Annotated in this window: 21 protein-coding genes; 9 read left to right on the top strand and 12 right to left on the bottom strand. The window is 33.7% G+C overall.

Going from position 1 to position 24,495, the window contains the following annotated elements; genetic code table 11:
• Position 1: 1 nt before the first annotated feature.
• Positions 2-1,720: a GMC family oxidoreductase gene (locus V8G56_RS08305; RefSeq protein ID WP_395437982.1), complete on the bottom strand. Its 1,719-nt coding sequence runs from the start codon at positions 1,718-1,720 to the stop codon at positions 2-4.
• Positions 1,721-1,799: 79 nt separating this feature from the next.
• A complete protein-coding gene (locus tag V8G56_RS08310) occupies positions 1,800-2,972 on the bottom strand; it encodes a glycoside hydrolase family 130 protein (protein ID WP_395437983.1) in 1,173 nt (390 codons plus the stop codon).
• Positions 2,973-3,112: 140 nt separating this feature from the next.
• Between V8G56_RS08310 and dnaG the strand changes: the two genes are divergently transcribed.
• On the top strand, positions 3,113-5,071 hold the full coding sequence (gene dnaG / locus V8G56_RS08315; RefSeq protein ID WP_395437984.1) for a DNA primase: 1,959 nt from the start codon (positions 3,113-3,115) through the stop codon (positions 5,069-5,071).
• Here dnaG and V8G56_RS08320 read toward each other — a convergent pair.
• Entirely contained in the window at positions 5,066-5,692 is a 627-nt protein-coding gene (locus tag V8G56_RS08320; protein WP_395437985.1) for a response regulator, read from the bottom strand. The genes dnaG and V8G56_RS08320 overlap by 6 nt on opposite strands.
• A gap of 102 nt (positions 5,693-5,794) precedes the next feature.
• Entirely contained in the window at positions 5,795-6,583 is a 789-nt protein-coding gene (gene nadE, locus V8G56_RS08325) for an NAD(+) synthase (RefSeq protein WP_395437986.1), read from the bottom strand.
• Positions 6,584-6,675: 92 nt separating this feature from the next.
• On the opposite strand from nadE, the gene gldB reads away from it, so the two are divergent.
• Positions 6,676-7,638, top strand: coding sequence for a gliding motility lipoprotein GldB (gene gldB / locus V8G56_RS08330; RefSeq protein ID WP_395437987.1), 963 nt, complete (start codon positions 6,676-6,678; stop codon positions 7,636-7,638).
• Positions 7,638-7,973 (top strand): gliding motility protein GldC, encoded by a 336-nt coding sequence (gldC, locus tag V8G56_RS08335; protein WP_395437988.1) that lies wholly within the window; start codon positions 7,638-7,640, stop codon positions 7,971-7,973. Before gldB ends, gldC begins: the two co-directional genes overlap by 1 nt.
• Position 7,974: 1 nt before the next feature.
• Here gldC and def read toward each other — a convergent pair whose 3' ends face one another.
• The 7 genes from def to purH all read right to left on the bottom strand — a co-directional run bounded on the left by def (position 7,975) and on the right by purH (position 15,839).
• Entirely contained in the window at positions 7,975-8,622 is a 648-nt protein-coding gene (gene def / locus V8G56_RS08340) for a peptide deformylase (protein WP_395437989.1), read from the bottom strand.
• Positions 8,623-8,636: 14 nt separating this feature from the next.
• Positions 8,637-9,914, bottom strand: a complete 1,278-nt coding sequence (gene rodA, locus V8G56_RS08345; protein ID WP_395437990.1) for a rod shape-determining protein RodA — start codon at positions 9,912-9,914, stop codon at positions 8,637-8,639.
• A 7-nt stretch (positions 9,915-9,921) separates the two neighbouring features.
• Positions 9,922-11,847, bottom strand: coding sequence for a penicillin-binding protein 2 (gene mrdA, locus V8G56_RS08350; protein ID WP_395437991.1), 1,926 nt, complete (start codon positions 11,845-11,847; stop codon positions 9,922-9,924).
• Positions 11,844-12,350, bottom strand: coding sequence for a rod shape-determining protein MreD (locus tag V8G56_RS08355; RefSeq protein WP_395437992.1), 507 nt, complete (start codon positions 12,348-12,350; stop codon positions 11,844-11,846). The genes mrdA and V8G56_RS08355 overlap by 4 nt, the downstream gene beginning before the upstream one ends.
• Positions 12,343-13,167 (bottom strand): rod shape-determining protein MreC, encoded by an 825-nt coding sequence (gene mreC / locus V8G56_RS08360; RefSeq protein ID WP_395437993.1) that lies wholly within the window; start codon positions 13,165-13,167, stop codon positions 12,343-12,345. Before mreC ends, V8G56_RS08355 begins: the two co-directional genes overlap by 8 nt.
• Positions 13,168-13,182: 15 nt before the next feature.
• Positions 13,183-14,211 carry a rod shape-determining protein gene (locus V8G56_RS08365; protein WP_331634009.1) on the bottom strand — a complete coding sequence of 343 codons (1,029 nt, stop codon included), beginning with the start codon at positions 14,209-14,211 and terminating at the stop codon, positions 13,183-13,185.
• A gap of 95 nt (positions 14,212-14,306) precedes the next feature.
• The gene (gene purH / locus V8G56_RS08370) at positions 14,307-15,839 is read right to left on the bottom strand and encodes a bifunctional phosphoribosylaminoimidazolecarboxamide formyltransferase/IMP cyclohydrolase (protein ID WP_395437994.1); all 1,533 of its coding nucleotides are present in this window, start codon (positions 15,837-15,839) and stop codon (positions 14,307-14,309) included.
• A gap of 217 nt (positions 15,840-16,056) precedes the next feature.
• Here purH and V8G56_RS08375 point away from each other — a divergent pair, with 217 nt between their 5' ends.
• Complete coding sequence (locus V8G56_RS08375; RefSeq protein WP_395437995.1) at positions 16,057-17,307, top strand: ABC transporter permease; 1,251 nt, start codon at positions 16,057-16,059, stop codon at positions 17,305-17,307.
• Positions 17,308-17,326: 19 nt separating this feature from the next.
• Here V8G56_RS08375 and V8G56_RS08380 read toward each other — a convergent pair whose 3' ends face one another.
• On the bottom strand, positions 17,327-17,785 hold the full coding sequence (locus V8G56_RS08380) for a GAF domain-containing protein (RefSeq protein WP_395438160.1): 459 nt from the start codon (positions 17,783-17,785) through the stop codon (positions 17,327-17,329).
• Positions 17,786-17,875: 90 nt separating this feature from the next.
• On the opposite strand from V8G56_RS08380, the gene xrtF reads away from it, so the two are divergent.
• The 5 genes from xrtF to V8G56_RS08405 all read left to right on the top strand — a co-directional run bounded on the left by xrtF (position 17,876) and on the right by V8G56_RS08405 (position 24,495).
• Positions 17,876-18,427: an exosortase family protein XrtF gene (gene xrtF / locus V8G56_RS08385; RefSeq protein ID WP_395437996.1), complete on the top strand. Its 552-nt coding sequence runs from the start codon at positions 17,876-17,878 to the stop codon at positions 18,425-18,427.
• A complete protein-coding gene (locus V8G56_RS08390; protein WP_395437997.1) occupies positions 18,420-18,848 on the top strand; it encodes an exosortase F system-associated membrane protein in 429 nt (142 codons plus the stop codon). Before xrtF ends, V8G56_RS08390 begins: the two co-directional genes overlap by 8 nt.
• A gap of 59 nt (positions 18,849-18,907) precedes the next feature.
• Positions 18,908-19,324 (top strand): HYC_CC_PP family protein, encoded by a 417-nt coding sequence (locus V8G56_RS08395; protein WP_395437998.1) that lies wholly within the window; start codon positions 18,908-18,910, stop codon positions 19,322-19,324.
• A 108-nt stretch (positions 19,325-19,432) separates the two neighbouring features.
• Positions 19,433-23,245: an efflux RND transporter permease subunit gene (locus V8G56_RS08400; RefSeq protein ID WP_395437999.1), complete on the top strand. Its 3,813-nt coding sequence runs from the start codon at positions 19,433-19,435 to the stop codon at positions 23,243-23,245.
• Positions 23,245-24,495: a TolC family protein gene (locus V8G56_RS08405; protein ID WP_395438000.1), complete on the top strand. Its 1,251-nt coding sequence runs from the start codon at positions 23,245-23,247 to the stop codon at positions 24,493-24,495. The genes V8G56_RS08400 and V8G56_RS08405 overlap by 1 nt, the downstream gene beginning before the upstream one ends.

Below are 24,495 nucleotides of genomic sequence, written 5' to 3' on the forward strand. Positions count from 1 at the left end.
CTTATAAATTTTGTTTTTTTAATTCTTCAATGATAAAATCAGAGGTTCTCCAGGCTAATGCTAAAATGGTCCATGTAGGGTTTTTATCGGCTTGTGAAACAAATGGTCCGGCATCAACCACAAACACATTTTCAACATCATGCAGGCGTTCAAATTCATTAACCACTGAGGTTTTAGGGTCGCTGCCCATTCTGGTGGTACCAACTTCATGAATAATTCTTCCAGGGTTTAAAAGTCCATAATTTTGATCTTTTCCCGGAGCATCTCCCAATACAACACCACCCATATTATGACCTATTTCTTCAAAAGTTTCATGCATATGTTTGGATTGTTTGCGTTCAAAATCTGACCATTTATAGTTAAATCGAAGTACCGGAATACCAAATTCGTCAACGGTAGTTGGGTCAATTTCGCAATAGTTTTCTTTTCTGGCTATAGATTCTCCGCGTCCGGACATTCCTATAACGGATCCGTAGAATTTTTTAACATCTTCACGAAGGCCATTACCATAGCCACCAACCGTTAATCCTAAATATTTATTTAAGCCGTTAGGGTCAAATCCAGTACCATAACTAGGCATGCCCATACCACCCCAGATTTCAATGTGATACCCTCTGGGGAAATCCAGTTTTTTGTTATCTAACCACCAGGGAGAATACACATGTAATCCGCCAACACCATCTTCGTTGTATCGTTTTCTGTTCATGAGTTCTGGTACAAAAACGGCTCTATCTGTTCCAGTAGAATCATGAAGATATTTCCCTATTAGTCCACTGCTATTACCAAGCCCGTTAGGATGTTTTTCGCTTTTAGAGTTCAGTAAAATTCTGGCTGAACTACAGGCAGAAGCGGCTAATACAACTACTTTACCTTTGAGTGAATATTGCTGACGATCTTCTTTCTTGACATATTTAACACCATTGGCTTTTCCGTTTTGATCAATAGTCACTTCGCTCACCATGCTGTTAACATACAAATCCACTTGTCCGCCACTTTTTTGGGCAGGAAAAATTAAACAAGAACCAGAAGAGAAATCAGCATAAACGGAACAACTTCTATTACATTGTCCGCAAAAGAAGCAAACCCCTCTGTCATTATTAATACGTTTAGTTAAAATGGATAACCTTGATGGAATGACATCAACATTTGATTTTTTAGCACCTTTTATGTAATACAATTCATGAAGACGTGGTTTTGGAGCTGGTAAAAAGAAACCGTCTGGGTCATTGACCCGCTTTTCATTGCTGCCAAATACGCCAATGAGTTTATCAACTTTGTCATAGTAAGGTTTCACATCTTCATAGCCAATGGGCCAGTTTTCTCCAAGACCGTCCCGATCTTTGCCCTTAAAATCTTGGGGACCAAAACGCAGTGAAATACGTCCCCAGTGATTGGTGCGCCCACCTAGCATTCTGGAGCGAAACCAGTCAAATTGTGTATCTCCAATATTGTTGTAAGGTTCACCCTCAATATTCCATCCGCCATATGCCATATCAAATTCACCAAAATCACGTTGAGTTCCAGCGCCACGCCTGGGTGATTCATAGGGCCATTTTAATTGCGTGCGTTGTTCTGGATTTGCGGGATCAAAAAAAGGCCCTGCTTCCATCACAGCTACTTTAAGACCGGCATCTACCAATACTTTAGTAGCCATTCCGCCTCCGGCTCCTGAGCCAACAATGATCACATCATATATTTTTTGGGATTCAATGATTTGCATAGTAAGAGTATTAAAGGTATATGAGTTTGTTTCTTTAAATTTATTAAAAAAGGATTTAAAAGTGAAAAAACTCTTTCTTTTATTTGTCTGATACGGCTACAGCAATTTTAGAGTCAGCTGTGCCGTAATATAAAAACCATTTATTTTTAAAGAAAACTAATCCTTCAACAAAGCAAACTTCATTGACTTCTCCAATTTTTTCATAATCTTTGTCTGGATGAATAAAATAGCTTTCCGTTCTGTCAATAAGTTTAAAAGGGTTGTTTTTATCAAACAAAGCTTGTCCGGCAGCATAAGTAAATTTGGGTAAGGTTGAATCATTAAAATTAGTTGCGTTGCTGCCATTATAAATTAGCAAAATACCTTCATCTTTATACAATGCATAAGGGCCAGGTTCAACCAATCGGCTGTCATAATATCCCATTCTTGGGTGCAATACAGAAATAGGTTTTCCTGATTCTTCATTTTCAGCAATATCCCAATGAATTAAATCTTTTGAAGTTGCCATATAAAGATTAGTGTCACCAAAATACATCCAATAGTTACCATTTATTTTTTTAGCAATGATTTTATTGTCTTTTAACTCGCTTACAATAGCCCCAGACTTTGACCACATGTCTCTATATTTATTAGTATTAAAGACCAAACCATGTTTTTTCCAGGTTTTTAAATCATTTGAAGATGCAATACTAAGCCTGGCCGTTTTTCCGTCATAAGCGGTATAGGTCATGATGTATTCTCCATCTTCACTTTCAACTATCCTAGGGTCTTCTACACCGTCAAAATAACAAAAGTAGCAGGTTTCAGAATTTTCTTTTTCTTTGCCATCTTTTTTGTAATTCCATTCATAAAGCTTCATTTCATCATTATCCGGGTATAAAACTGGTGATGCCATTTTAGTAAAATGTAAACCGTCATCACTAATGGCCATGCCGATGCGTGAGGTGCCATCCAAATCCTGTGCACGATACATCAAGTATACTTTGTTGTCTTTAACAACTGCTGTTGGGTTTAGAACATTACGCTCTTCCCATTTTGCAGGTTTTTGTGTTATTGGGTCAATAAAACTTAATTCTGAAAAAGGATTTAAGATAGGATTGAGGCTGTCTACTTTTACAAATTCAGGAAACATCCATGTTGAATTATTTTCATGAATGATATTTGTGTCTCTTGAGTTTTCTTTACAGTTGTACAGAGAAGTATACATTATTAAAATCAATAAAAATAATAATGGCTTTGAATTTAGAAACATAGTTTTAGTTTGTTATACCTTGCTGTAAGGTCGTTTATTTTTTTTGATAATGCAAAAGTCTTAATTGGTAACTTTGAATGGAATATGTTACATTTACATACTTAGTTTTAATAACCACTATCGTTAAATAATTTCTTAAATTGATATCACCGTCTACCATAGATTTAGTATTTGAAACTTCCAGAGTTGAGGAGGTTATTGGTGATTTTGTTCAGTTAAAAAAGGCAGGCAGTAACTTTAAAGGCTTGAGCCCCTTTAGTGATGAACGTTCGCCGAGTTTTATGGTGTCTCCTGTTAAACAAATCTGGAAAGATTTTAGTAGTGGAAAGGGAGGAAATGTAGTCGCGTTTTTAATGGAGCATGAGCATTTTACCTATCCAGAAGCCATAAAATATTTAGCCAAAAAATATAATATAGAAATTGAAGAAACAGAGCAAAGTAATGAGCAGAAGGAACAACAAGATGAACGCGAAAGTTTGTATCTGGTAAGTGAATTTGCGAATAAGTATTTTCAGAACATACTTCATAAAACAGATCAAGGAAAATCTATTGGTCTTGGCTATTTTAAAGAGCGTGGTTTCACTGAAGAAACTATTAAAAAGTTTGATCTGGGATATTCGTTGGATGAATGGCAGGCGTTTACTGATGAAGCTTTAAAACAAGGGTATAAACTTGAGTTTTTAGAAAAAACAGGTCTTACTATTGTAAAAGAAGAAAAGCGTTTTGATAGGTTTAAAGGCCGTGTGATGTTTCCTATTAAAAGTATGAGCGGTCGTGTTTTGGGCTTTGGCGGGCGTATATTAATTACAGATAAAAAAGCAGCCAAATATGTTAATTCACCGGAAAGTATTATTTATCATAAAAGTAATGTTTTGTACGGTATTTATCATGCGAAGCAAAGTATAGCCAAAGAAGATAATTGTTATTTGGTTGAAGGGTATACAGATGTGATTCAGTTTCATCAAACCGGAATTAAAAATGTGGTATCATCTTCGGGAACGGCGTTAACATCAGAACAAATCAGATTAATTAATCGTTTAACAAAAAACATCACGGTGTTGTTTGATGGAGATGCCGCGGGATTGCGAGCTTCTTTACGAGGCATTGACCTTATTTTGGAACAAGGCATGAATGTAAAAGTATGTACATTTCCAGAAGGTGAAGATCCAGATAGTTTTGCCAGACAAAACACACTTGAAGAGCTATCTCTTTATTTAATTGAAAATGCTAAGGATTTTATTCAGTTTAAAGCTTCTGTCTTGTATGAAGAATCTAAGCATGATCCTATTAAAAAGGCTGAAACTATTCGAGATATAGTAAATAGTATTGCTAAAATACCGGACAGAATTAAAAAGGAAATTTATATTCAGGAGTGCTCAAAAATCATGGATATAAGCGAAGAGGTATTGTTTAGTACTTTAGCTCAAATTGATAAAAAGGAGTTTCAAGACAGCAATAAGCAATTTAAAACGGAGCAAAGGGCCTTTGACGTAATAAAGCATCAGCCTGCTGTTAAAAAGGTAGATGTTCAATATGTATTAGAACGTAAAATAATTGAAGTTTTATTGCTGTATGGTAATAAAACGGAAAATTTTGAAGATCTGGCTTTAAAGGAAAATGATAAAGGTCAATTAGTTTTAGAACCGGTAATTAATACGGCTAAAGTTTTTGAAAAAGTGTTTTTAGACTTACAAGAAGATGAAATGGAATTTTCTAACGCTCAATTTAAATCATTGTATTATACCATTATTGATACACTGAACCGAAATCCTGACTTTCAATTAAAGAATTTTATAAATACTGTAAATGTTGAAATGGCAAATGAAATCACAACCATATTAATGGAAGATGAACGATACAACTTAGATGACTGGGAGCGTATGCATATTTTTCCAAAAGGGAAATCGCACAGTATTGCTCAACTTGTCAGTGAAACCATTCTTAGTTTAAGATGCTTTTTAATAGACCAAAAAGTAAAAGAATTTCAGCAAAAAACAATTAAAAACAAAGCACAAGTAAACAAGAGTATTCTTGAAGAGGTTAAAGATTACTCCGGGTTAAAGATGCTTTTGTCTAGAAAATTGAATAGGGCTTTATAATTCAGCTACCTTGGCTTGATTCACCAAATCAACTAAATTAGTCACTTTTAATTTTCGCATTAATCGAGCTTTGTAGGTACTTATGGTTTTTTCATTTACATTGAGCTCTTTAGCTACTTCTTTATTTTTCTTACCTACGCATAACAATTTTAAAACTTCGGTTTCTCTGGTTGATAGTTTTTTGTAGTAAGAACCTGTTTTGTTAACTCGCTTACCAAGTTTTAACTGTTTGCTAATCTCATCACTTAAATAAGTACCGCCATCATTTACTTTTAAAATGGCTTCATTTATGGTAATAATATTTACCGTTTTAGAAATATAACCCGAAGCTCCTGCTTTAATAGAATTGATAGCATAAACTTCTTCAGGTTGTCCGCTAAAAATGATTGTTTTAATTTCTGGAAAATCATTTTTCAAGATTCTTAAAACCGTCAAACCATTTAGTTTTGGTAAATCAATTTCAGTTAAAATAATATCAACTGGATTTTTTTTAACAAAATCAATGATGGCTTCACCGTCATCTACACTGGCCACAATTTGGATGTTTGATGAGGCAGAAAAAAGAAGTTCTAGCCCTTTTCTGATAATTGGATGATGATCTGCTATTAATAATTTAATCATATGGGTTGATTTAATAATTATGAGTTCTTAGGGAAACGTACATAATTAAAGTTAATGAATATACCCGTAAATGTAATGATTATTTTAAATATTTTATAATTTTCATTCTAGTTCATTAGGGATTTTACATATTGGTATAGGCAACATTTTGTGTTTGTTTGCGCTATTATATCGTTTGTAAATTTGAAACACTTCTTGCTCTCTTCCTTGAAAATCATCCGCTTTCTTTCCTTCTGAATCCATTTTCATAGCCCATTCAAGTTCTGGATATGAGGCACCAATTTGGTCTTCATCAGTTCTGTCATCACCCCACAGTCCATCCGTTGGTGCGGCGTCAATAATATCTTTATTAATTCCCAAATAATTGGCAATAGTATAAATTTCTGTTTTTAATAAATCGGCAATTGGACTTAAATCTACCCCACCATCACCGTATTTAGTGTAAAAACCAACGCCAAAATCCTCTACTTTATTTCCGGTTCCGGCAACTAAATATTTATTAATGGCAGCAAAATAATACAATGTAGTCATACGTAGGCGCGCTCTAGTATTTGCTAAAGACATAAATCTATCTTCTTCTTTCGCGACAGGAGGTAAAGACGCTATTAAACTATCAAAAACAGGGGTTAAATTTACTTGGGTCATGTAAACCCTATCAAATTTTGATTTTAACCAGTCAATATGTTTGAGAGCTCTGTTTACCTGAGAGGGCGCTTGATGAATTGGCATTTCTAAACAGAGAAGATGCAAACCGGTTTTTGCACAAAGTGCAGAGGTTACTGCCGAATCTATACCACCAGAAACTCCAATTACAAAGCCCTTCATGCCGGCTTTTACAGCATAATCTTTTAACCAATTAACAATGTAATCGACAACTTTTTCTGTTTGCATTTTAAATGATTTTAATTTAAAGAATAGTACATTTGTAAACAAAAATAAGCGAATCACTCAATTAATAAAAATTTAGGACGTTTAAGTTTTATATGAAAAAAACAATATTTTTTCTATTTCTTTTCACTGTAATTCTTTCTTGTAGAAATGATGAGAGTCAAGAACATGAGATTCATAAAATTCCTTTGGAACTGAAGGTTGAACGATTTGATCAATTGTTTGGTGAAGTAAATGCTGATAATTTGACAAAGCTTAAAAAGGATTATCCTTTCATGTTTTCCATGAAATACTCAGATTCTTTTTGGTTGGCAAAAACTAAGGATACTGTGCAAATTAAATTACTTCAAGAAGTTTCTAAGGTTTTTCCGGATATGAAGGAGCAGGAAGGTGAAATCAAATCTTTGTTTCAACATATAAAATTCTATTTTCCTGAATTTAAATCACCACGCGTTATCACTACAACTTCATTTGTAGATTATAGAAACAGGATTATTGTGACAGATACTATAACCTTAATTTCTGTTGATACTTATTTAGGAAGTGACCATGAGTTTTACCAAGGCATTCAAAAATATATAAGGCAAGATTTTAATAAAAATCATATTGCAGTTGATTTAGCCTCAGAATATTCCAAGAAATACATCTTTCAAGGACAGAATAAAACCTTATTAGATGAAATGATCTATTTTGGAAAACAGTTGTATTTTGAAGATAAGGTCATTCCTTTTAAAACAGAAGCAGAACGCATAGGTTATACAGAAGCACAATTGGATTGGGCCATGGCAAATGAAAGTTATGTTTGGCGCTATTTTGTAGAACGCGAATTATTGTTTAGTACAGATTCTAAATTACCAGGCAGATTTATAAATCCGGCGCCTTTTAGTAAATTTTATTTAGAAGAAATAGACAGTCAATCACCTGGCAGATTAGGACAATATATGGGCTGGCAAATAGTGCGCGCTTATATGGAAAATAATGACGTGACATTGAGGGATATGCTCTTAGCATCTCCTGAAGAGATTTTTAATAATTCAAAGTTTAAACCGAGAAAATAATGGCTGAAAAAATGAAGTCTAAAATTATATTGAATGTTGAACTTGATGCCAATCGTATTCCTGAAAAACTATTTTGGACGGCTCAAGATGGTGGGGTGAGTCATCAAGAAGCAAAAGCTATGATGTTGTCTGTTTGGGATTCAAAAGCGCAGGAAACATTGCGTATTGATTTATGGACTAAAGACATGCCTGTAGATGAGATGAAAGTATTTTTTCATCAAACCTTAGTGGCCATGAGTAATACGTTTAATAAGGCCACTCAAGATGAGAAAATGACCGCAACGATGAAAGATTTTTGTGATTATTTTGCTGAAAAATTAGAAATTAAAAAATAAATCAGTCTGTTTTATTAGCATCATTTATTTCTTTATTGAGATGATCTAAATATAGAATACCATTGAGGTGGTCTATTTCATGTTGAAAAATAACTGATGTAAAGCCTTCTACCATTTCAGTTTTATGCACTCCGTTTTCAGTATCATATGCAATTAAAATAGCATAAGCTCTATTATCTAATGTTTCTCTTCTGTTAGGGATTGATAAACAGCCTTCTCTATTAGTTTGTTTTTTCTCTGAATATTGAACAATAACAGGATTTAAACAAACTTCAAAAGGAAAGTTCTCCTTATCAAAACGTTGCACCCAGATAATATTTTTTAAGATGCCTACTTGTGGAGCCGCAATACCTGCACCTAGAGACATACTATCTGTAACCGTTCTGTAAAGACGTTTAATAAAAGATTTTAGAATGGGATCATTTGGGTCTGGCTTTATATAAGCACTTTTTTTTCTCAGTAATATGGAATCTGTTTCACTAGTTATTTTATAAACACGCATAGGTGTTAAACTGTCAGAAGACATTATCATTTGGATGTCCCCTTTTGAAAAGGATTCATAGTCATCACTTGCTCCTTGCAGTGTTTTTACAGATGAGCAATTGAAAAATAAGAGGGATATGAAAGTATATAAAACAATTTTTTTCATAGAATCAGTTTGAGTTACCATTCATTAATTCGGTTAGAATCTAATTTAATGAAAATAAACAGTAAAATGGTAAACCCCCAAAGCCCTGAGCCACCATAACTAAATAAAGGTAATGGAATTCCAATGGTTGGAATTAATCCCATTACCATGCCTATATTTATCATAAAGTGCATAAAAATGATGGCCGCCACGGCATAACCATACATCCTACTGAATTGGGATTTTTGTAATTCTGCTAAATGAAGAATCCGTATTAAAAGCAACACAAAAACTATGACCACCAAGGCGCTTCCTAAAAAGCCCCATTCTTCACCAACCGTACTAAATATATAATCTGTATGTTGTTCTGGCACAAATTTTCCGGTGGTTCTTGTGCCTTCTAAAAACCCTTTTCCTGTTGCACCACCAGAACTTATGGCTTTTTCAGATTCGTTTAAATTATAGGCAAAAGTCTTTTTCATTTTCTCCAGCTTTAACGGGTCTTTTTCAAGTCTTAGCCATAGGCTTATACGTTCTTGCTGGTGTGGTTGCAAGATACTTTGATAAAAGAATTTTATACCTGACGATAGAATGATACAGGCAATTAGAATTAAGAGAGGTTGAAATAAATGGGGTCTTTTTTTAGTAAAAAAATGATTACTAAAAATGACTACTCCGCCTATGACAGACGTTATAATGGTTCCGAATTTTAAGGAAAAGACTGATATTAACACAACAACAACCCCAATAGTAAAATATATTTTAGGTAATCCTTCTCTATACAATACAAAAAAGAAGGCCGCATAGACTATAGTACTTCCTGCATCATTTTGCAGCAAAACTAAAATAGCTGGAATAGCAATAAGAATAAAAGTTTGAATTTGATCTTTAAACTTTTTAATATCTGTGTTTAAATCACTCACGTATTTTGCAACGGCGAGAGCCGTAGCGGCTTTGGCAAATTCACTAGGTTGAATTGTCATACCGCCAATGGCATACCATGAGGTGGCTCCATTAACGTTTTTTCCAAAGATAAATAGTCCAACCAATGAAAGCATTGAAATAATATAAATAATACTTGAGAAGCGTTCATAAAACTTAGAATCTATTGATAGTATGATTACAATTAAACCAAAAGTCAGGAAGACGAACATAAGTTGCTTTCCATAGGGCTCATCAAAATTTAAATAATCAATTGTTTCTCCGGTGTGTGACGCTGATAATATATTCAACCATCCAAAACCGACAAGTAAAAGGAATAAAATGATTGTAATCCAATCAAATTTAAAATATCTGTGGGTTTCTCTAACCATTAATTTGTTATTTGATATTAGGTTCCTTTTTTGATCTTAAAGACTCATCTAAAGGGATTACTTGTAAGGCACTTGCTTTATTGATTCCAAATGGCTGCCCGGAATATGGTTTTTCATATTCATCTTCCAAGCTATGAGTTAGAATCCAATCTTCTAAATCGGTTCTGGTAATGTAGCCTTTAATGTATTTTTCAATCATTAAACTAGCAATTTTGCCTGCAAAACGGCTTCCCCAATAACCGTTTTCAACAAAAACAGCTAAAGCTATTTTTGGATTATCTTTTGGCGCAAAGGCAACAAAAATAGAATGGTCCGTTAATTGTGTTTTAACGCCATCTATCTTAATAAAATTTTCTGCGGTACCTGTTTTACCACAAATTTCTATGTCGGGCACTTGAAGGCTGGCCGCTGTTCCTTTGTTATAAACATCAAACATACCATGCACAACTGGTTCAAAATTTTCTTTATCTATAGTGGTATGTTTAGCGGTTGTATAGTTTTTATCAATAGTTTCTCCTTCAATTTGTTTGATGATATGAGGTGTATAATAATAGCCTCTGTTACCTATAGCGGCAGCCATGTTTGCCAACTGAATGGGAGTTGCTTCAACTTCCCCTTGGCCTATGGCATTTGAAATATTATAGGTTGAAACCCAGCGGCCTTTTCCATACCATTTGTCATAAAAAGCGCCATCTGGTATTCTGCCTTTACTACCAATTTTTAAATCATATCCCAAATAATTTCCTAATCCAAAACTTTTTACATGATTACTCCAAACATCCATGCCTTCTCCGGGATCATCATATTTATCAATGATCCTTCTATACACATTTGCGAAGTAAGAGTTACAAGATTGTGCAATACCGTCATTCATGCTTAAAGGCGCGTAATGGCTATGGCAACCAGTTAATCTTCTGCTTCCAAGATAATATCCCATTCTACAACCAAATCTGTCATCTGTGGTTACCACTTTTTCTTGTAATCCTATGAGTGCATTAAGAACCTTAAATGGTGAACCAGGCGGATATTGCGCTAATAAACTTCTGTCATATAAAGGTTTTGAAATGGTATCATAATGCATTTTTGAATAGTTTTTTGACCTATTTCTGCCAACTAATAAATTGGGATTAAAGCTTGGAGCCGAAATCATGGCTAAAATTTCTCCAGAACTTGGTTCAATGGCAATAATACCACCCCGTTTATTTTTCATTAGCAATTCACCATACTCTTGTAATTTTGCGTCAATGGTAATAGTAATGTCTTTTCCTGGTTGTGGTAATGTATCATAAATGCCATTTTTATACGGGCCCAGATCTCTGTTAAATCTGTCTTTTTGAATGAACTTAATCCCTTTAACACCGCGTAAAATATCTTCATAAGAAGCCTCAACACCTTGCTTTCCAATTAAATCACCCATTTTATAGTAGGGTTGTTTTTCAATAATGGCATTATTAACTTCTCCAATATCTCCTAAAACATTGGCGCCTATACTTGTTTGATAGAGTCGTAATGAACGTTTTTGAATATAAAAGCCTTCAAATTTTCTCATTTTTTCCTGTAAAACGGCATAATCTTCTTTTGAAAGATGAGGTATAAAAACAGATGGAAGCCAAGGAGAATAATGATATGCTTTATTATATATTTCAAGAAATTGGTCCTTATTAATATTTAATAGCGAGCAAAATTCAAGTGTATCTAAAGGTTTAACTTCTCGTGGAATAAACATGACATCGTAAGATGGTTGATTGGCCACCAAAAGCTCACCGTTTCTGTCATAAACAAAACCACGCTTTGGATAATCATAGACTTTTCTTATGGCATTGTCTTCAAACAAATCATGGTCTTGTGATTGATACACCTGAAGATAAAAAAGCCTTAAAATAAATATAAAACCTACAAGGATTATAGTTAGAAAGAGTAAAAATTTTCTCATTTAGTTTTTCTACTAAAAATAATGGTTATCATTATACATAGTATTATAGTAAATATACTGGAGAATAACGTTTTTTGAAATGTTAAAATTACTTTAGATGCGTTAAAGATTTCTAATGAAAACAATATTAAATGATGAATGACCGTCATAATTACAATAAATGTAAATTTTGAACTGAATTCTACGGTATCAAATTTTATGGTTTGATATTCATAAATTGTTCCAAAAGAAAATTTTAGTATAACTGGTCTTACATAAGCAATACTTACACAAGCGGCAGCATGAATGCCACCAGAATCTGAAAATATGTCAATGGTCAGGCCTAATAAAAAACTTAAAAAAACAAATAAAGTTCTGTTGTTTTTGACAGGAAACAACATAATGAATAAGATGTAAATATAAGGGTTTATATATCCTAGAAAGTTTATATGATTGAGAACTAAAACCTGTAAACCAGCTAGCAGAATGAAGCGCATGATATTTGTATATATGGCACTATTCATTACTACTACTTTTTAATAGATTAGAAATTTCAAGAGCATCAATATTTTCAATAACGTAAACATATTCAATATTGGTCATGTCATTAAATAACTTGATGTTTATTTCATAGTAATTTTCAGCCACATCAAGCTTAAAATCATGAATAGTTCCTACAGGGATACCTTTTGGAAAAATTGATGAGCGTCCAGAAGTGACAATTGTATCGCCCACTATAACAGGAGCTATTTTTGGTATATCTACCAGTTGTACAAAGAAAGGGGAAGCCCCATTCCAAGTTAATGTTCCGAAATGATTGGTTTTTTTTAGTTGAGCGCTAATTTTACTTGAAGTATTTAAAATAGATAACACGGTTGAATAATGTTTACTGGTATTATCAATAATTCCAACAATACCTTTGGAGGAGATAACCCCAAAGTCTTGTTTAATGCTATCGGATACTCCTTTGTTTAAAAGCAAAACATTTTTTGTGGATGAGTAGCTATTCTTTAAAACAATGCCTGGTGTGAACTTATAAGAATGGCTAAAGGATAAACTATCAATGTAGACTGATTCTTTACTGTTTTTAGAATTGTAAAGAATAGATTTTAATTGATTATTTTCTTGAGATAAGATTTCATTTTGTTTTTTAAGACTGAAATATCGGTTCACATTACTGATGTAATTATAAACCCCGCCAGTTAAGAAATTGGCTGAGTTGATAAATTTGCTTTTATGATAAGAATGAGATTGAATGGTGAAACTAAGAGATATAGAAAACAGCAACAAGAATAACAAAAACGTTTTGTTTCTTATTATAAAATTTATAATCTGTTGCATGCTAAATCTGTAAGGCTATTTAATCAATACACTTTTGTATTTAACTAAGTTTTTAAGTGTGATTCCAGTACCTCTTACTACTGCACGTAAGGGGTCTTCAGCGATATAAACTGGTAGATCTGTTTTTTGAGACAATCTTTTATCTAAGCCTCGAAGCATAGAACCACCACCTGCTAAATAAATGCCTGTATTATAAATATCTGCAGCAAGTTCTGGAGGTGTTTGAGATAAGGTTTCCATTACCGCATCTTCAATACGAAGAATGGATTTGTCCAAAGCTTTTGCAATTTCTCTAAATGAAATTTGAACCTGTTTTGGTTTTCCAGTAAGTAAATCTCTACCTTGAACACTCATGTCATCTGGAGGAAGTTCTAAGTCTTCAGTAGCCGCTCCTATTTGAATTTTGATTTTCTCAGCAGTACGTTCGCCTACATAAAGGTTATGCTGAGTTCTCATATAATATACAATATCATTTGTGAACACATCTCCGGCAATTTTAACTGATTTATCACAAACAATGCCACCTAAGGCAATTACCGCAATTTCAGTAGTTCCACCACCTATATCTACAATCATGTTTCCTTTTGGTTGCATGATGTCAACACCAATACCAATGGCAGCAGCCATCGGCTCATGAATTAAATATACTTCTTTACCGTTTACTCGTTCTGCACTTTCTTTAACAGCACGCATTTCGACTTCAGTTATTCCTGAAGGAATACAGATAACCATTCTTAAAGCAGGTGTAAAAAACCTCTTTTTTAAGGCTGGAATGTTTTTAATAAACATACTTATCATTTGCTCTGAAGCATCAAAATCGGCAATAACGCCATCTTTCAATGGTCTGATGGTTTTAATGTTTTCATGCGTTTTACCTTGCATTAAACTAGCTTCTTGACCAACGTGTGTTATTTTCCCAGTAATCCTGTCTCTAGCAACTATTGAAGGAGCATCAACAACCACTTTGTCATTGTGTATAATTAACGTATTTGCAGTACCTAAGTCTATTGCAATTTCTTCGGTTAAGAAGTCAAAAAAGCCCATGTGCAGAAAGTGATTTTAAGGTTTGTAAACTAATGATGTAAATGTAATAAAAGTTAAGTTATATAAAAGAAATAATATTATTAGATATTTTATAGTTAATGTTTAAAATGTCGCGTTCCAGTTAACACCATCGACACATCGTTTTCATTGCAATAATCAATGCTTAACTGGTCTTTAATAGAGCCTCCAGGTTGAATAACAGAGCCAATGCCAGCATTTTTTGCAATCTCCACACAATCAGGGAATGGAAAAAAGGCGTCACTAGCCATGGCTGAACCATTTAAATCAAATTTAAAAGTGAGTGCTTTATGTATGGCTTGATTTAAGGCATCCACACGACTTGTTTGTCCGGTGCCACTGGCTAACAATTGTTTGTTTTTAGCTAAAACGATGGTATTTGATTTAGTATGCTTACAAATTTTTGAAGCAAACAATAAATCGTCTAACTCATTTTTGGTTGGTTTATTTTTAGTTACATATGTTAATTGTTCAATGGCATCCGTCAGGTTATCTCTATCCTGCACTAAAATTCCATTCAAACAACTTCTTACGCTGGTTTTTGGTAATTCAATATCATGGATTATTAAGATGATTCTGTTTTTTTTGCCTTGTAAAATTTCTAAGGCATCCGCTGCATAAGAAGGTGCAATTATGACCTCACAAAACAAGTTGTGTATTTCTAAAGCCGTCTCTTTATCAATTTCAGTATTACTAATTAAAACACCTCCAAAAGCTGATACGGGGTCAGCTGCCAAAGCATCTGTATAAGCTTGTTTAATGGTGGCTCTTTGCGCTAATCCACAAGCATTATTATGTTTTAAAATGGCAAATGTAGGCGGATCATTCTTAAATTCATTCATGAGGTTCACGGCCGCATCAACATCTAACAAGTTGTTGTAACTTAATTCTTTGCCATTTAGTTTAGTGAAAAGCGCATCAAAATCTCCAAAGAAAAACCCTTTTTGATGTGGGTTTTCACCATAACGTAAAACCTTACCATGAGTTTCGCTAATTTTTAAAACAGCCTCTTCATGATTCTTGTTGAAGTAATTGAAAATGGCAGAATCATAATGAGAAGACACATTAAAAGCTTTAGTAGCAAATCGTTTTCTGTCATTTTCAGAAAGCGTGCCTTTTTTTCCTGTAATTAAATTCAGAAATTCAGCATAGTCATCCATAGAAGCGATACAAACTACATCAGCATAATTTTTGGCTGCCGCACGAATTAATGAGATGCCACCAATATCAATTTTTTCAATAATATCTTGTTCACTGGCCCCAGAAGCTACCGTTTTTTCAAAAGGATATAAATCAACAATTACCGCGTCAATTTGAGGAATTTCAAATTCTGCTAATTCCGCAATATCCTTTTCGTTATTTTGACGGTTTAAAATGCCTCCAAAGACCTTTGGATGCAAGGTTTTTACGCGACCACCAAGAATAGACGGGTAAGAGGTTATGTCTTCAACAGGAATTACTTTAATGCCTAAATTATTAATAAATTGTTGGGTCCCACCAGTGGAGTAGATTATAACACCCTGTTCATTTAATTTTCTAACAATAGGTTCTAATCCATCTTTACTAAATACAGATATTAGGGCTGATTTAATAGTTTTTTGGTTACTCATTTTGTTGTGTTGTTTATAGTCTTTTATGTAAATAGAAAAGCAATTTTTTTAATTCAATCCCTTGAAATATTGAAACGTAGGATATTAAAAAAGCAAAAGTAACTATTTATAGCAAAATTAAAAGTTAGAAATGTGTTTTGTTTACAATTATTGTAACGAATAATTTAATTAAACGTCATATCTTTATATCAGAATGGAATTCTAGAAAAATCAATTTATGCTGCTCTATTTACGTCTTTTCAAAGAGAGTTTTTCCTTTGCAATAAGCGCATTAAGAAATAATAAACTACGTACATTTTTGTCGCTTATCGGTGTCACCGTAGGTATTTTTTCAATTATTGCGGTTCTGGCAGCGGTTGATTCCTTAGATCAGAGCATCCAAAGTCAATTATCAGGAATTGATAAAAACACGATGTATGTGACTCGATTTTCTTTTGGTCCGACTTCAGTTCCTAGGTGGCAGCGAGAAAATTTTCCGCAAACAGGCAATGACGATTTTGAATTTATAAGAAGAAATGTTTCAGGAATTGAAGCTAGCGCATTTGCTCTTTTTGGAAGAGGTCAGACTATTCGTTACAAAGACAGGACTCTTGAAAACATAAATACAACACCAGTTTCTAATGAAATTTATGAAATTGATAATTTAAAACTATTCAAAGGACGCTTTTACAATGAAACGGAATCAAATACTGGAGCGCAGGTTGTTGTAATTGGTTTTAATTTGGCAAAAAATTTGTTTGAAAATGAAGAACCGGTAGGTAAGGTTGTTAGGATTTACGGAAGAAAGTTAACTGTTATTGGGGTACTGGATAAATATGGAGGTCTCAATATGGATTCTCCAGATGAAAAGGCTTATGTTCCAGCCAATTTTGCAAGACGTTTTATGAATACAGGAAGTAAAGGAGTGCTGACCATGATTATTATTAAACCTGAAAAGGGTATAGATATTAATGCTTTTGAAGAAGTTTTAAGACAAAAATACAGACGTTATAGAGGTTTGAAGCCAGATGAAATAGATAATTTTTTTATAAATAAGCTCTCGGGATTTACCGATATAATAGATGGCATTATTTCAACAATGAATCTTATAGGTTGGATAATAAGCGGATTTTCTTTGTTGGTTGGAGGTTTTGGGGTTGCTAATATTATGTTTGTGAGCGTAAAAGAACGAACGAACTTAATAGGAATCCAAAAGGCCATGGGAGCCAAAAACCGATTTATATTATTTCAATTTTTGTTTGAAGCTGTTATTTTGGCTGTTATAGGTGGTTTAATTGGATTGTTTTTAGTTTGGATAGGTACCCTCATTGGATCTGCCATGGCAGATGATTTTAAATTTATACTATCATTTAAAAATATGTTATTAGGCTTTTCAGTTTCTACCATTATAGGGTTAATCGCTGGAATACTGCCTGCTACGTCTGCCGCTAAATTGGACCCAGTGGAAGCAATTAGAACAGGTTTCTAATTTTTACAGCCATTATAATTTAAGGGAGAATTGTAGCTACCTTAGCACATACAAATTCTAAAAAACGTTCATCTTCTTGTGTAAAGGGGTCTGGAGTATTGGAGTCGATATCTATTTGTCCAATATTTTCTCCATTCACAAAAATAGGGATGACAATTTCAGCTTTTACAGCGATACTGCAAGCAATATAATTATCTTGCGCAGAGACGTCAGGTACTACGAAATTTTTATTACTCACTGCTACTTGACCACAAATGCCTTTTCCAAAAGGAATGACCGTATGATCTGTTGGTGCTCCAACATAAGGACCTAAAACTAATTCTTCTTTTTTTCCGTTTCTAAAATAAAACCCTACCCAATTATAATGAGGAACCCTTTTTTCAAGTAAGACACAAATGTTTTGCAAATGGTCATTGACTGATTTTTGGTCTTCTGAAATAATTAATTCAATTTGTGGTTTTAAAGTATCAAAAATCATCATATAAAAAGTTTTGGTAAAAATATTTAAAAAGGCGTAACTTCGATATTCAATTTGTGAATTTAACATTTAATAAATCTTTATATATTTTTGAGGGCCTTAATTGTAAAATATAAATCCGTTATCAGATTTATTCTAACCTTTATAATAGTTTATGGTTTATTATCTGTTTGTTATAAATTCTATTTAGATTTTTCAAAAGACTCAGTTTACTACCCTGATTATATAACCAATTTAGTTTCCAGACAAAGTGAAGATGTCCTGAATGTGATGGGTTATGATGCACATATGGAGCCCCACACAGAAGAACCATCAATGAAATTAATCATTAATGGTAAATACCTTGCCAGAATCATTGAAGGTTGTAATTCAATAAGTATTATTATTCTTTTTGTGTCATTTATAATGGCATTTTCAGGAAAACCAAAAACAACTGTCATATACATGTTGTTTGGAAGTGTTTTGATATATGTTGTCAATTTAAGTCGAATTGTGATTCTCTCTATTGGGTTATATCATTATCCTTGGAGAAAAGATATTTTACACACTGTTATATTTCCGGGGATAATATACGGTATGGTTTTTTTACTTTGGATATTTTGGGTGAACCGCTTTTCAAGCATGATTAAAAAAAATGAATAATACTGCTAAATACATATTGCTTTTTGTATTGTTTGGAATGCTGGTTTTAATTCGTGTTTTTGAAAATGAATTATTTTATGATCCTTATCTGACTTTTTTTAAAAATGACTATTTATACATTGATAGCCCCAGGAGAGAGGTTTTTAAATTGACTGCTTATACGAGTTTAAGGTATTGGCTAAATACAGTCATATCATTAGGGATTATATATGTGGTTTTTAAGGATAAAAGTATGGTCAAATTTTCAACCTTTATTTACATAGTTTCCTTTGTAGTGCTTATTTTGATTTATCTTTATTTTGTGGTGAACCCTAAACAAGAGCATTATTATTTGTTTTTTAATATGAGACGATTTTTAATTCAGCCAATTATCTTATTAGTCTTATTGCCAGCGTTTTATTATTACAAATTAAAACATTGAGTGTTAATATATTGATAATTATCAAGTTAGCATAGTATTTTTTTGTACTTTTGTTACTTATGAAAATTGTATTCCAAAAAATAATGGCTTTGTTAATGTCATTGGTAGTGTTATTTTCTACCATGTCATTTACTATTGATATGCATTATTGTGGTGATATTTTAGTTGAAACAGCCATATTTCATAAAGCCAAAGGATGCGGCATGGAGATGGAAGATTCTGCAGCTAATTCAGAATGTTCAACCATTAAAAAAGGATGTTGTAAAGAAGAACAGATTATCGTTCAAGGTCAAGACGAGTTGCAGCTAACTTTTGATAAACTTACTTTTGAAAAGCAATTTTTTGTCTCTTCATTATTATATACCTATGTGTCACTTTTTGAATCTGAAGGTGAATCAATAATTTCATTTTTAGAATATCCACCACCCCTCATAGTCAAAAAGCTTTATAAGCTTGATGAGACTTATTTAATTTGATTTTTAAACTTTAGACTAGGTTATCCAATAATGTCATGTTATTAGGATAATTTGATGTATTCGGTGTTTTCATTATGCCAATGTCTAACGGTTTAATAATCAAATTACATGTTAAATAAAATCATAAAATATTTTCTCGAGAATAAATTAATTACAGCGCTTGTTTTAATGACGTTTATTTTTTGGGGTATATCCACATCACCATTTAATTGGAATACGGGGTTTATACCAAAAGATCCTGTACCCGTTGATGCAATTCCAGATTTAGGTGAAAACCAGCAGATCGTTTTTACAGAATGGGGTGGAAGATCTCCTCAGGATATTGAAGATCAAATCACCTATCCGCTTACTACCTCACTTTTAGGGATTCCTAATGTAAAATCTATTCGAAGTACCTCTATGTTTGGTTTTTCAAGTATTTATATCATTTTTGAAGAACAGGTAGATTTTTATTGGTCGCGGTCCAGAGTTTTAGAAAAGTTAAATTCTTTACCGGAAAACTTATTGCCTGATGACGCAAAACCAACATTGGGTCCTGATGCCACAGCCTTAGGACAGGTGTATTGGTACACCATAGAAGGTCGTGATCCAAAAGGAAATGTGACCGGTGGCTGGGATTTAGACGAATTGCGCTCGGTGCAAGATTATTACGTAAAATATGCATTGAATGGGGTGTCTGGAGTTTCAGAAGTAGCCTCTGTTGGCGGTTATGTAAAAGAGTATCAAATAGATGTCAATCCGGATGCTTTAAAAGCCTATAATATTGGCATTGATATGGTTATGATGGCCATAAAAAATTCTAATCGTGATATAGGAGCTAATACCATTGAAATTAATAAAGCAGAGTATTTTATTCGTGGTCTTGGGTATATAAAATCTACACAAGATTTGGAAAACACTGTAGTAAGTGTTAATAATAATAAGCCAATACTTATAAAAGATGTAGCGAATGTAAGTTTAGGACCAGAAACCCGAAGAGGTATTTTAGATAAAGGTGGCGCCGAAGTTGTTGGCGGTGTGGTTGTGGCTCGATATGGCTCCAATCCGTTAGAAGTAATCAATAATGTAAAAGCCAAAATAAATGAGTTTTCATCGGGCCTACCTAAAAAAACATTGGCAGATGGAACCATTAGTCAACTAACCATCATTCCTTTTTACGACCGCACGCAACTTATTGAAGAAACGATAAGCACCTTAAAAACGGCACTGTCTCATGAGGTTCTCATCTGTATCATTGTAGTGCTTGTTCTTATGATGAATTTGCGAGCATCGTTCATTATCTCTAGTTTATTACCCGTTGGTGTTTTAATGACTTTTATCATTATGCGTTATGCAGGGGTAGATGCCAATGTGGTTGCGTTATCAGGTATTGCAATTGCCATTGGTGTTATGGTAGATATAGGAATTGTTTTTGTTGAAAACATTATAAGGCACTTAGAAATACCAGAAAACCAGGGTGTAAAAGGCAAAGAATTAATGAACGTTATTTATGATGCTACAAAAGAAGTAGCATCAGCCATAACAACTGCATTGGCTACTACAGTGGTAAGTTTTATCCCAGTATTCGCCATGGTAGGTGCCGAAGGAAAATTGTTCAGACCTCTGGCCTTTACCAAAACATTCGCCTTAATCGGGGCTTTTATTTTAGGTATCGCAGTGCTGCCAGCTTTAGCACATGTTGTTTTTGGTATTAATTATGATAAAAAGAAGGTAAAAAGAACTTGGGGTATTATACTCATTGTTGGTGGTTTGCTTTTAGCTATTTATATGCACATCTGGCTGCCATTAGTTTTGTGTGTTTTAGGGTTAAATTCTTTGTTTGAACATAAATTACCGATACAGTTCAGTAAAAGGACCAACTATATAAATATAGGTTTAATCTTGTTTATTGCTACTTTTTTTTTAGCGGAAGAATGGCTGCCATTAGGCCCGCAAAATAATCTTTTAGTAAACTATCTGTTTGTACTGGTTTTAATCGGTGTTATTTTAGGAGCACTGCTAGCCATTGTGCATTTTTATGAACCCGTGCTTAAATGGTGTTTAAATAATAAAGGAAAGTTCATGTTAATTCCGCTCTTTACTTTATTGTTTGGGGTTTTCATTTGGATAGGATTTGATGGCACCTTTGGTTTTGCTTCTAAAGGTTTGGAAAAAATGGGCTGGAAGATTAAAGAAACCAAGGTCTGGTCTTCAATTTCTAAAACATTTCCTGGTATTGGATCTGAGTTTATGCCTACTTTAAATGAAGGCTCGTTTTTATTAATGCCTACATCTATGCCTCATGCAGGAATAGAAGAAACTAAGAACACCGTTCAGAAGTTGGACATGTTGCTGGCAAGTATTCCGGAAGTTGATATAGCTGTTGGAAAAGCAGGTAGAGTAGAGAGCGCCATAGATCCAGCGCCTATTTCCATGTTTGAAAACATCATTAATTATAAACCAGAGTTTATAGTAAACCATGATGGAAAACCAAAACGATTTAAGGTTGATAACGATGATATGTTTGTGCTTTCTAACGGTACTTCTTTATCAAATGATGATGCCTTACTTCAAAACATAAAAGAAGCTGATTTATTAGTAGATGATCATGGCGAATTTTTTAGAAACTGGCGTTCACATATTAAAAGTTCAGATGATATTTGGAACGAAATAATTAAGGTTTCTAAACTACCGGGAGTTACTTCAGCCCCAAAATTGCAACCCATTGAAACCCGTTTGGTCATGCTGCAAACGGGTATGCGGGCACCCATGGGAATCAAAGTGTACGGACCAGATTTAGAAACTATCCAAGATTTTGGATTAGAGTTAGAAGCCATTTTAAGACAAGTGCCTTCTGTAAAAGCGGAAGCAGTTTTTGCCGACAGGATTGTTGGGAAACCTTATTTACAATTGAATATTAATCGTTCTGCGATTGCTCGTTACGGATTAAGTGTTGAAAAAGTTCAGCAAGTTATTGAAACTGCTGTAGGCGGTATGAACATTACAACGACAGTTGAAGGCAGAGAACGGTATCCGGTTCGCGTTAGATATCCAAGAGAATTAAGAGATGACCCGGAGAAAATCAAAAAAATATTAGTACCTACCCCTACGGGTGTTCAAGTGCCTTTGGGTGAACTGGTAAGTCTTGAATTTGTTCGCGGACCCCAAATGATAAAAAGTGAAGAAACCTTTTTAGTAGGCTATGTGTTGTTCGATAAAAAAGAAAACTTCGCTGAAGTAGATGTTGTGAATGATTCCCAAAAACACATAAAGGATAAAATTGATGCAGGAGAATTAATAGTTCCAAAAGGCGTGAGTTATAAATTTTCTGGCAGTTATGAAAATCAAATTCGTGCGGTTAAAAAATTAGCAATCGTCATTCCAATAAGTTTGGTTGTGATATTTCTGCTTTTATACTTTCAGTTTAAAACAGTTATTGCATCGTCAATACATTTTTCGGGTGTGTTTGTGGCTTTCGCGGGTGGGTTTATTATGTTATGGCTTTACGGACAAGATTGGTTCTTGAATTTTTCAATAGCCGATGTTAACATGCGGCATTTATTTCAGATCCATCCTATCTATCTTAGTGTAGCAGTTTGGGTAGGTTTTATTGCTTTATTTGGTATTGCAACAGACGATGGTGTGATTATGGGAACCTATATTCATCAAGTATTTGAAGAACGACAACCAAAAACAATTGAAGGCGTTAGAGAAGCCGTTTTAGAAGCTGGAAAAAAGCGTGTAAGACCCGCAATGATGACAGCAGCTGTAACTATTATAGCGTTACTTCCTATATTGACTTCAACAGGTAAAGGCGCTGATATTATGATACCTATGGCAATTCCAACATTTGGAGGCATGGTTATTCAACTTATGACCATGTTTGTGGTGCCAGTATTGCAAGCCTTCTGGAGAGAAACAGTCATTAAAAGAAATCAATAATGAGAAAATATAATAAATATAAGATTTTGAATTTTTTAATTCTTGCAGCGATATTGTGGGCTACAAATTTAAATAGTCAAACATTAAATGATTATTTAGGTATTGCTACACAGAACAATCCTGAAATAAAGGCTGCCTATTCAGAGTTTGAAGCAGCGTTACAAAAAGCACCACAAGTAAGTTCGTTGCCTGATCCGAGTTTAACCATGAGTGCTTTTGGGCGCATGATAGAAACCAGAGTAGGGGCCCAAGAAGCGCGTTTTAGTTTGATGCAAATGTTTCCTTGGTTTGGCACTTTGGAAGCCAAAAAGAATGCAGCCAATTTAATGGCTGAGGCTACTTTTCAGAATTATTTGGACTCAAAAAATGAGGTCTTTTTAATGGTTAAAAAATCATATGCAGAAATATATGAGATCAATAAAATGATTCGTCTTGAAGAAAAAAATCTTGAAATTTTAGATAATTATCGAGAACTCGCCTTGAGTAAATTTAAAAATGGAAAAGGGGCCATGGTCGATGTAGTGAGAATTGATATTAAACGAAACGAAAGCGCCACTAATATTCAACTGTTAAAAGATCAAAACCAGCCACTTCAAATTGAATTTAACAGTTTATTAAATCGCGAATTAGATGCCTTTATTAATATTCCCGAATCGCTGTCCATTGTTGAAAATAATGTACACGTAGAAAGAGATAGTTTATTTAATTCCAATCCTAAATTAATACGATTAGATAAAAAATTATTGTCTTTAGAAGCTGAAAAAGAGGCGGAAAGAAAAGAAGGTTATCCAATGATTGGACTTGGTTTAGATTACTCTATTATATCGAAGCGCGATGTGCCCGGTTTAGAAATGAATGGTCAAGACGCTATTATGCCCATGCTTTCGGTTACACTGCCAATTTTCAGAAAAAAATACAACGCAAAACAAAAAGAAGTCGACTTCATGATGCAGGCGACCACTTTTGAGAAGCAAGCTATAAAAAACAAATTAAAGACTAATTATAGTATGGCCAACTATAACGTTTCAAAAGCGAAAACATTAAAAGAATTATACGTAAAGCAAACCGAAAGCACCCAACAAGCTATATCGTTATTAATAGCGGCTTATAGTAATTCTGGAAGCGATTTTGAAGAAATTCTAAGAATGAATCAAGATTTGTTAATGCTTCAAACAGCAACCGTTACTGCCCATAAAAATCAATTTATAGCACAATCAAACATAGATTATTTAATATCTAAACAGGAATAA

The sequence above is a fragment of the Gaetbulibacter aquiaggeris genome (assembly GCF_044003965.1).
GTDB lineage: Bacteria > Bacteroidota > Bacteroidia > Flavobacteriales > Flavobacteriaceae > Yeosuana > Yeosuana aquiaggeris.

Bases quoted from the DNA above. Each gene is read 5' to 3' on its own strand.
- V8G56_RS08305 (WP_395437982.1), bottom strand. From the start codon at position 1,720: ATGCAAATCATTGAATCCCAAAAAATATATGATGTGATCATTGTTGGC.
- V8G56_RS08310 (WP_395437983.1), bottom strand. From the start codon at position 2,972: ATGTTTCTAAATTCAAAGCCATTATTATTTTTATTGATTTTAATAATG.
- V8G56_RS08320 (WP_395437985.1), bottom strand. From the start codon at position 5,692: ATGATTAAATTATTAATAGCAGATCATCATCCAATTATCAGAAAAGGG.
- nadE (WP_395437986.1), bottom strand. From the start codon at position 6,583: ATGCAAACAGAAAAAGTTGTCGATTACATTGTTAATTGGTTAAAAGAT.
- gldB (WP_395437987.1), top strand. From the start codon at position 6,676: ATGAAAAAAACAATATTTTTTCTATTTCTTTTCACTGTAATTCTTTCT.
- gldC (WP_395437988.1), top strand. From the start codon at position 7,638: ATGGCTGAAAAAATGAAGTCTAAAATTATATTGAATGTTGAACTTGAT.
- def (WP_395437989.1), bottom strand. From the start codon at position 8,622: ATGAAAAAAATTGTTTTATATACTTTCATATCCCTCTTATTTTTCAAT.
- rodA (WP_395437990.1), bottom strand. From the start codon at position 9,914: ATGGTTAGAGAAACCCACAGATATTTTAAATTTGATTGGATTACAATC.
- mrdA (WP_395437991.1), bottom strand. From the start codon at position 11,847: ATGAGAAAATTTTTACTCTTTCTAACTATAATCCTTGTAGGTTTTATA.
- V8G56_RS08355 (WP_395437992.1), bottom strand. From the start codon at position 12,350: ATGAATAGTGCCATATATACAAATATCATGCGCTTCATTCTGCTAGCT.
- mreC (WP_395437993.1), bottom strand. From the start codon at position 13,167: ATGCAACAGATTATAAATTTTATAATAAGAAACAAAACGTTTTTGTTA.
- V8G56_RS08365 (WP_331634009.1), bottom strand. From the start codon at position 14,211: ATGGGCTTTTTTGACTTCTTAACCGAAGAAATTGCAATAGACTTAGGT.
- purH (WP_395437994.1), bottom strand. From the start codon at position 15,839: ATGAGTAACCAAAAAACTATTAAATCAGCCCTAATATCTGTATTTAGT.
- V8G56_RS08375 (WP_395437995.1), top strand. From the start codon at position 16,057: ATGCTGCTCTATTTACGTCTTTTCAAAGAGAGTTTTTCCTTTGCAATA.
- V8G56_RS08380 (WP_395438160.1), bottom strand. From the start codon at position 17,785: ATGATTTTTGATACTTTAAAACCACAAATTGAATTAATTATTTCAGAA.
- V8G56_RS08390 (WP_395437997.1), top strand. From the start codon at position 18,420: ATGAATAATACTGCTAAATACATATTGCTTTTTGTATTGTTTGGAATG.
- V8G56_RS08395 (WP_395437998.1), top strand. From the start codon at position 18,908: ATGAAAATTGTATTCCAAAAAATAATGGCTTTGTTAATGTCATTGGTA.
- V8G56_RS08400 (WP_395437999.1), top strand. From the start codon at position 19,433: ATGTTAAATAAAATCATAAAATATTTTCTCGAGAATAAATTAATTACA.
- V8G56_RS08405 (WP_395438000.1), top strand. From the start codon at position 23,245: ATGAGAAAATATAATAAATATAAGATTTTGAATTTTTTAATTCTTGCA.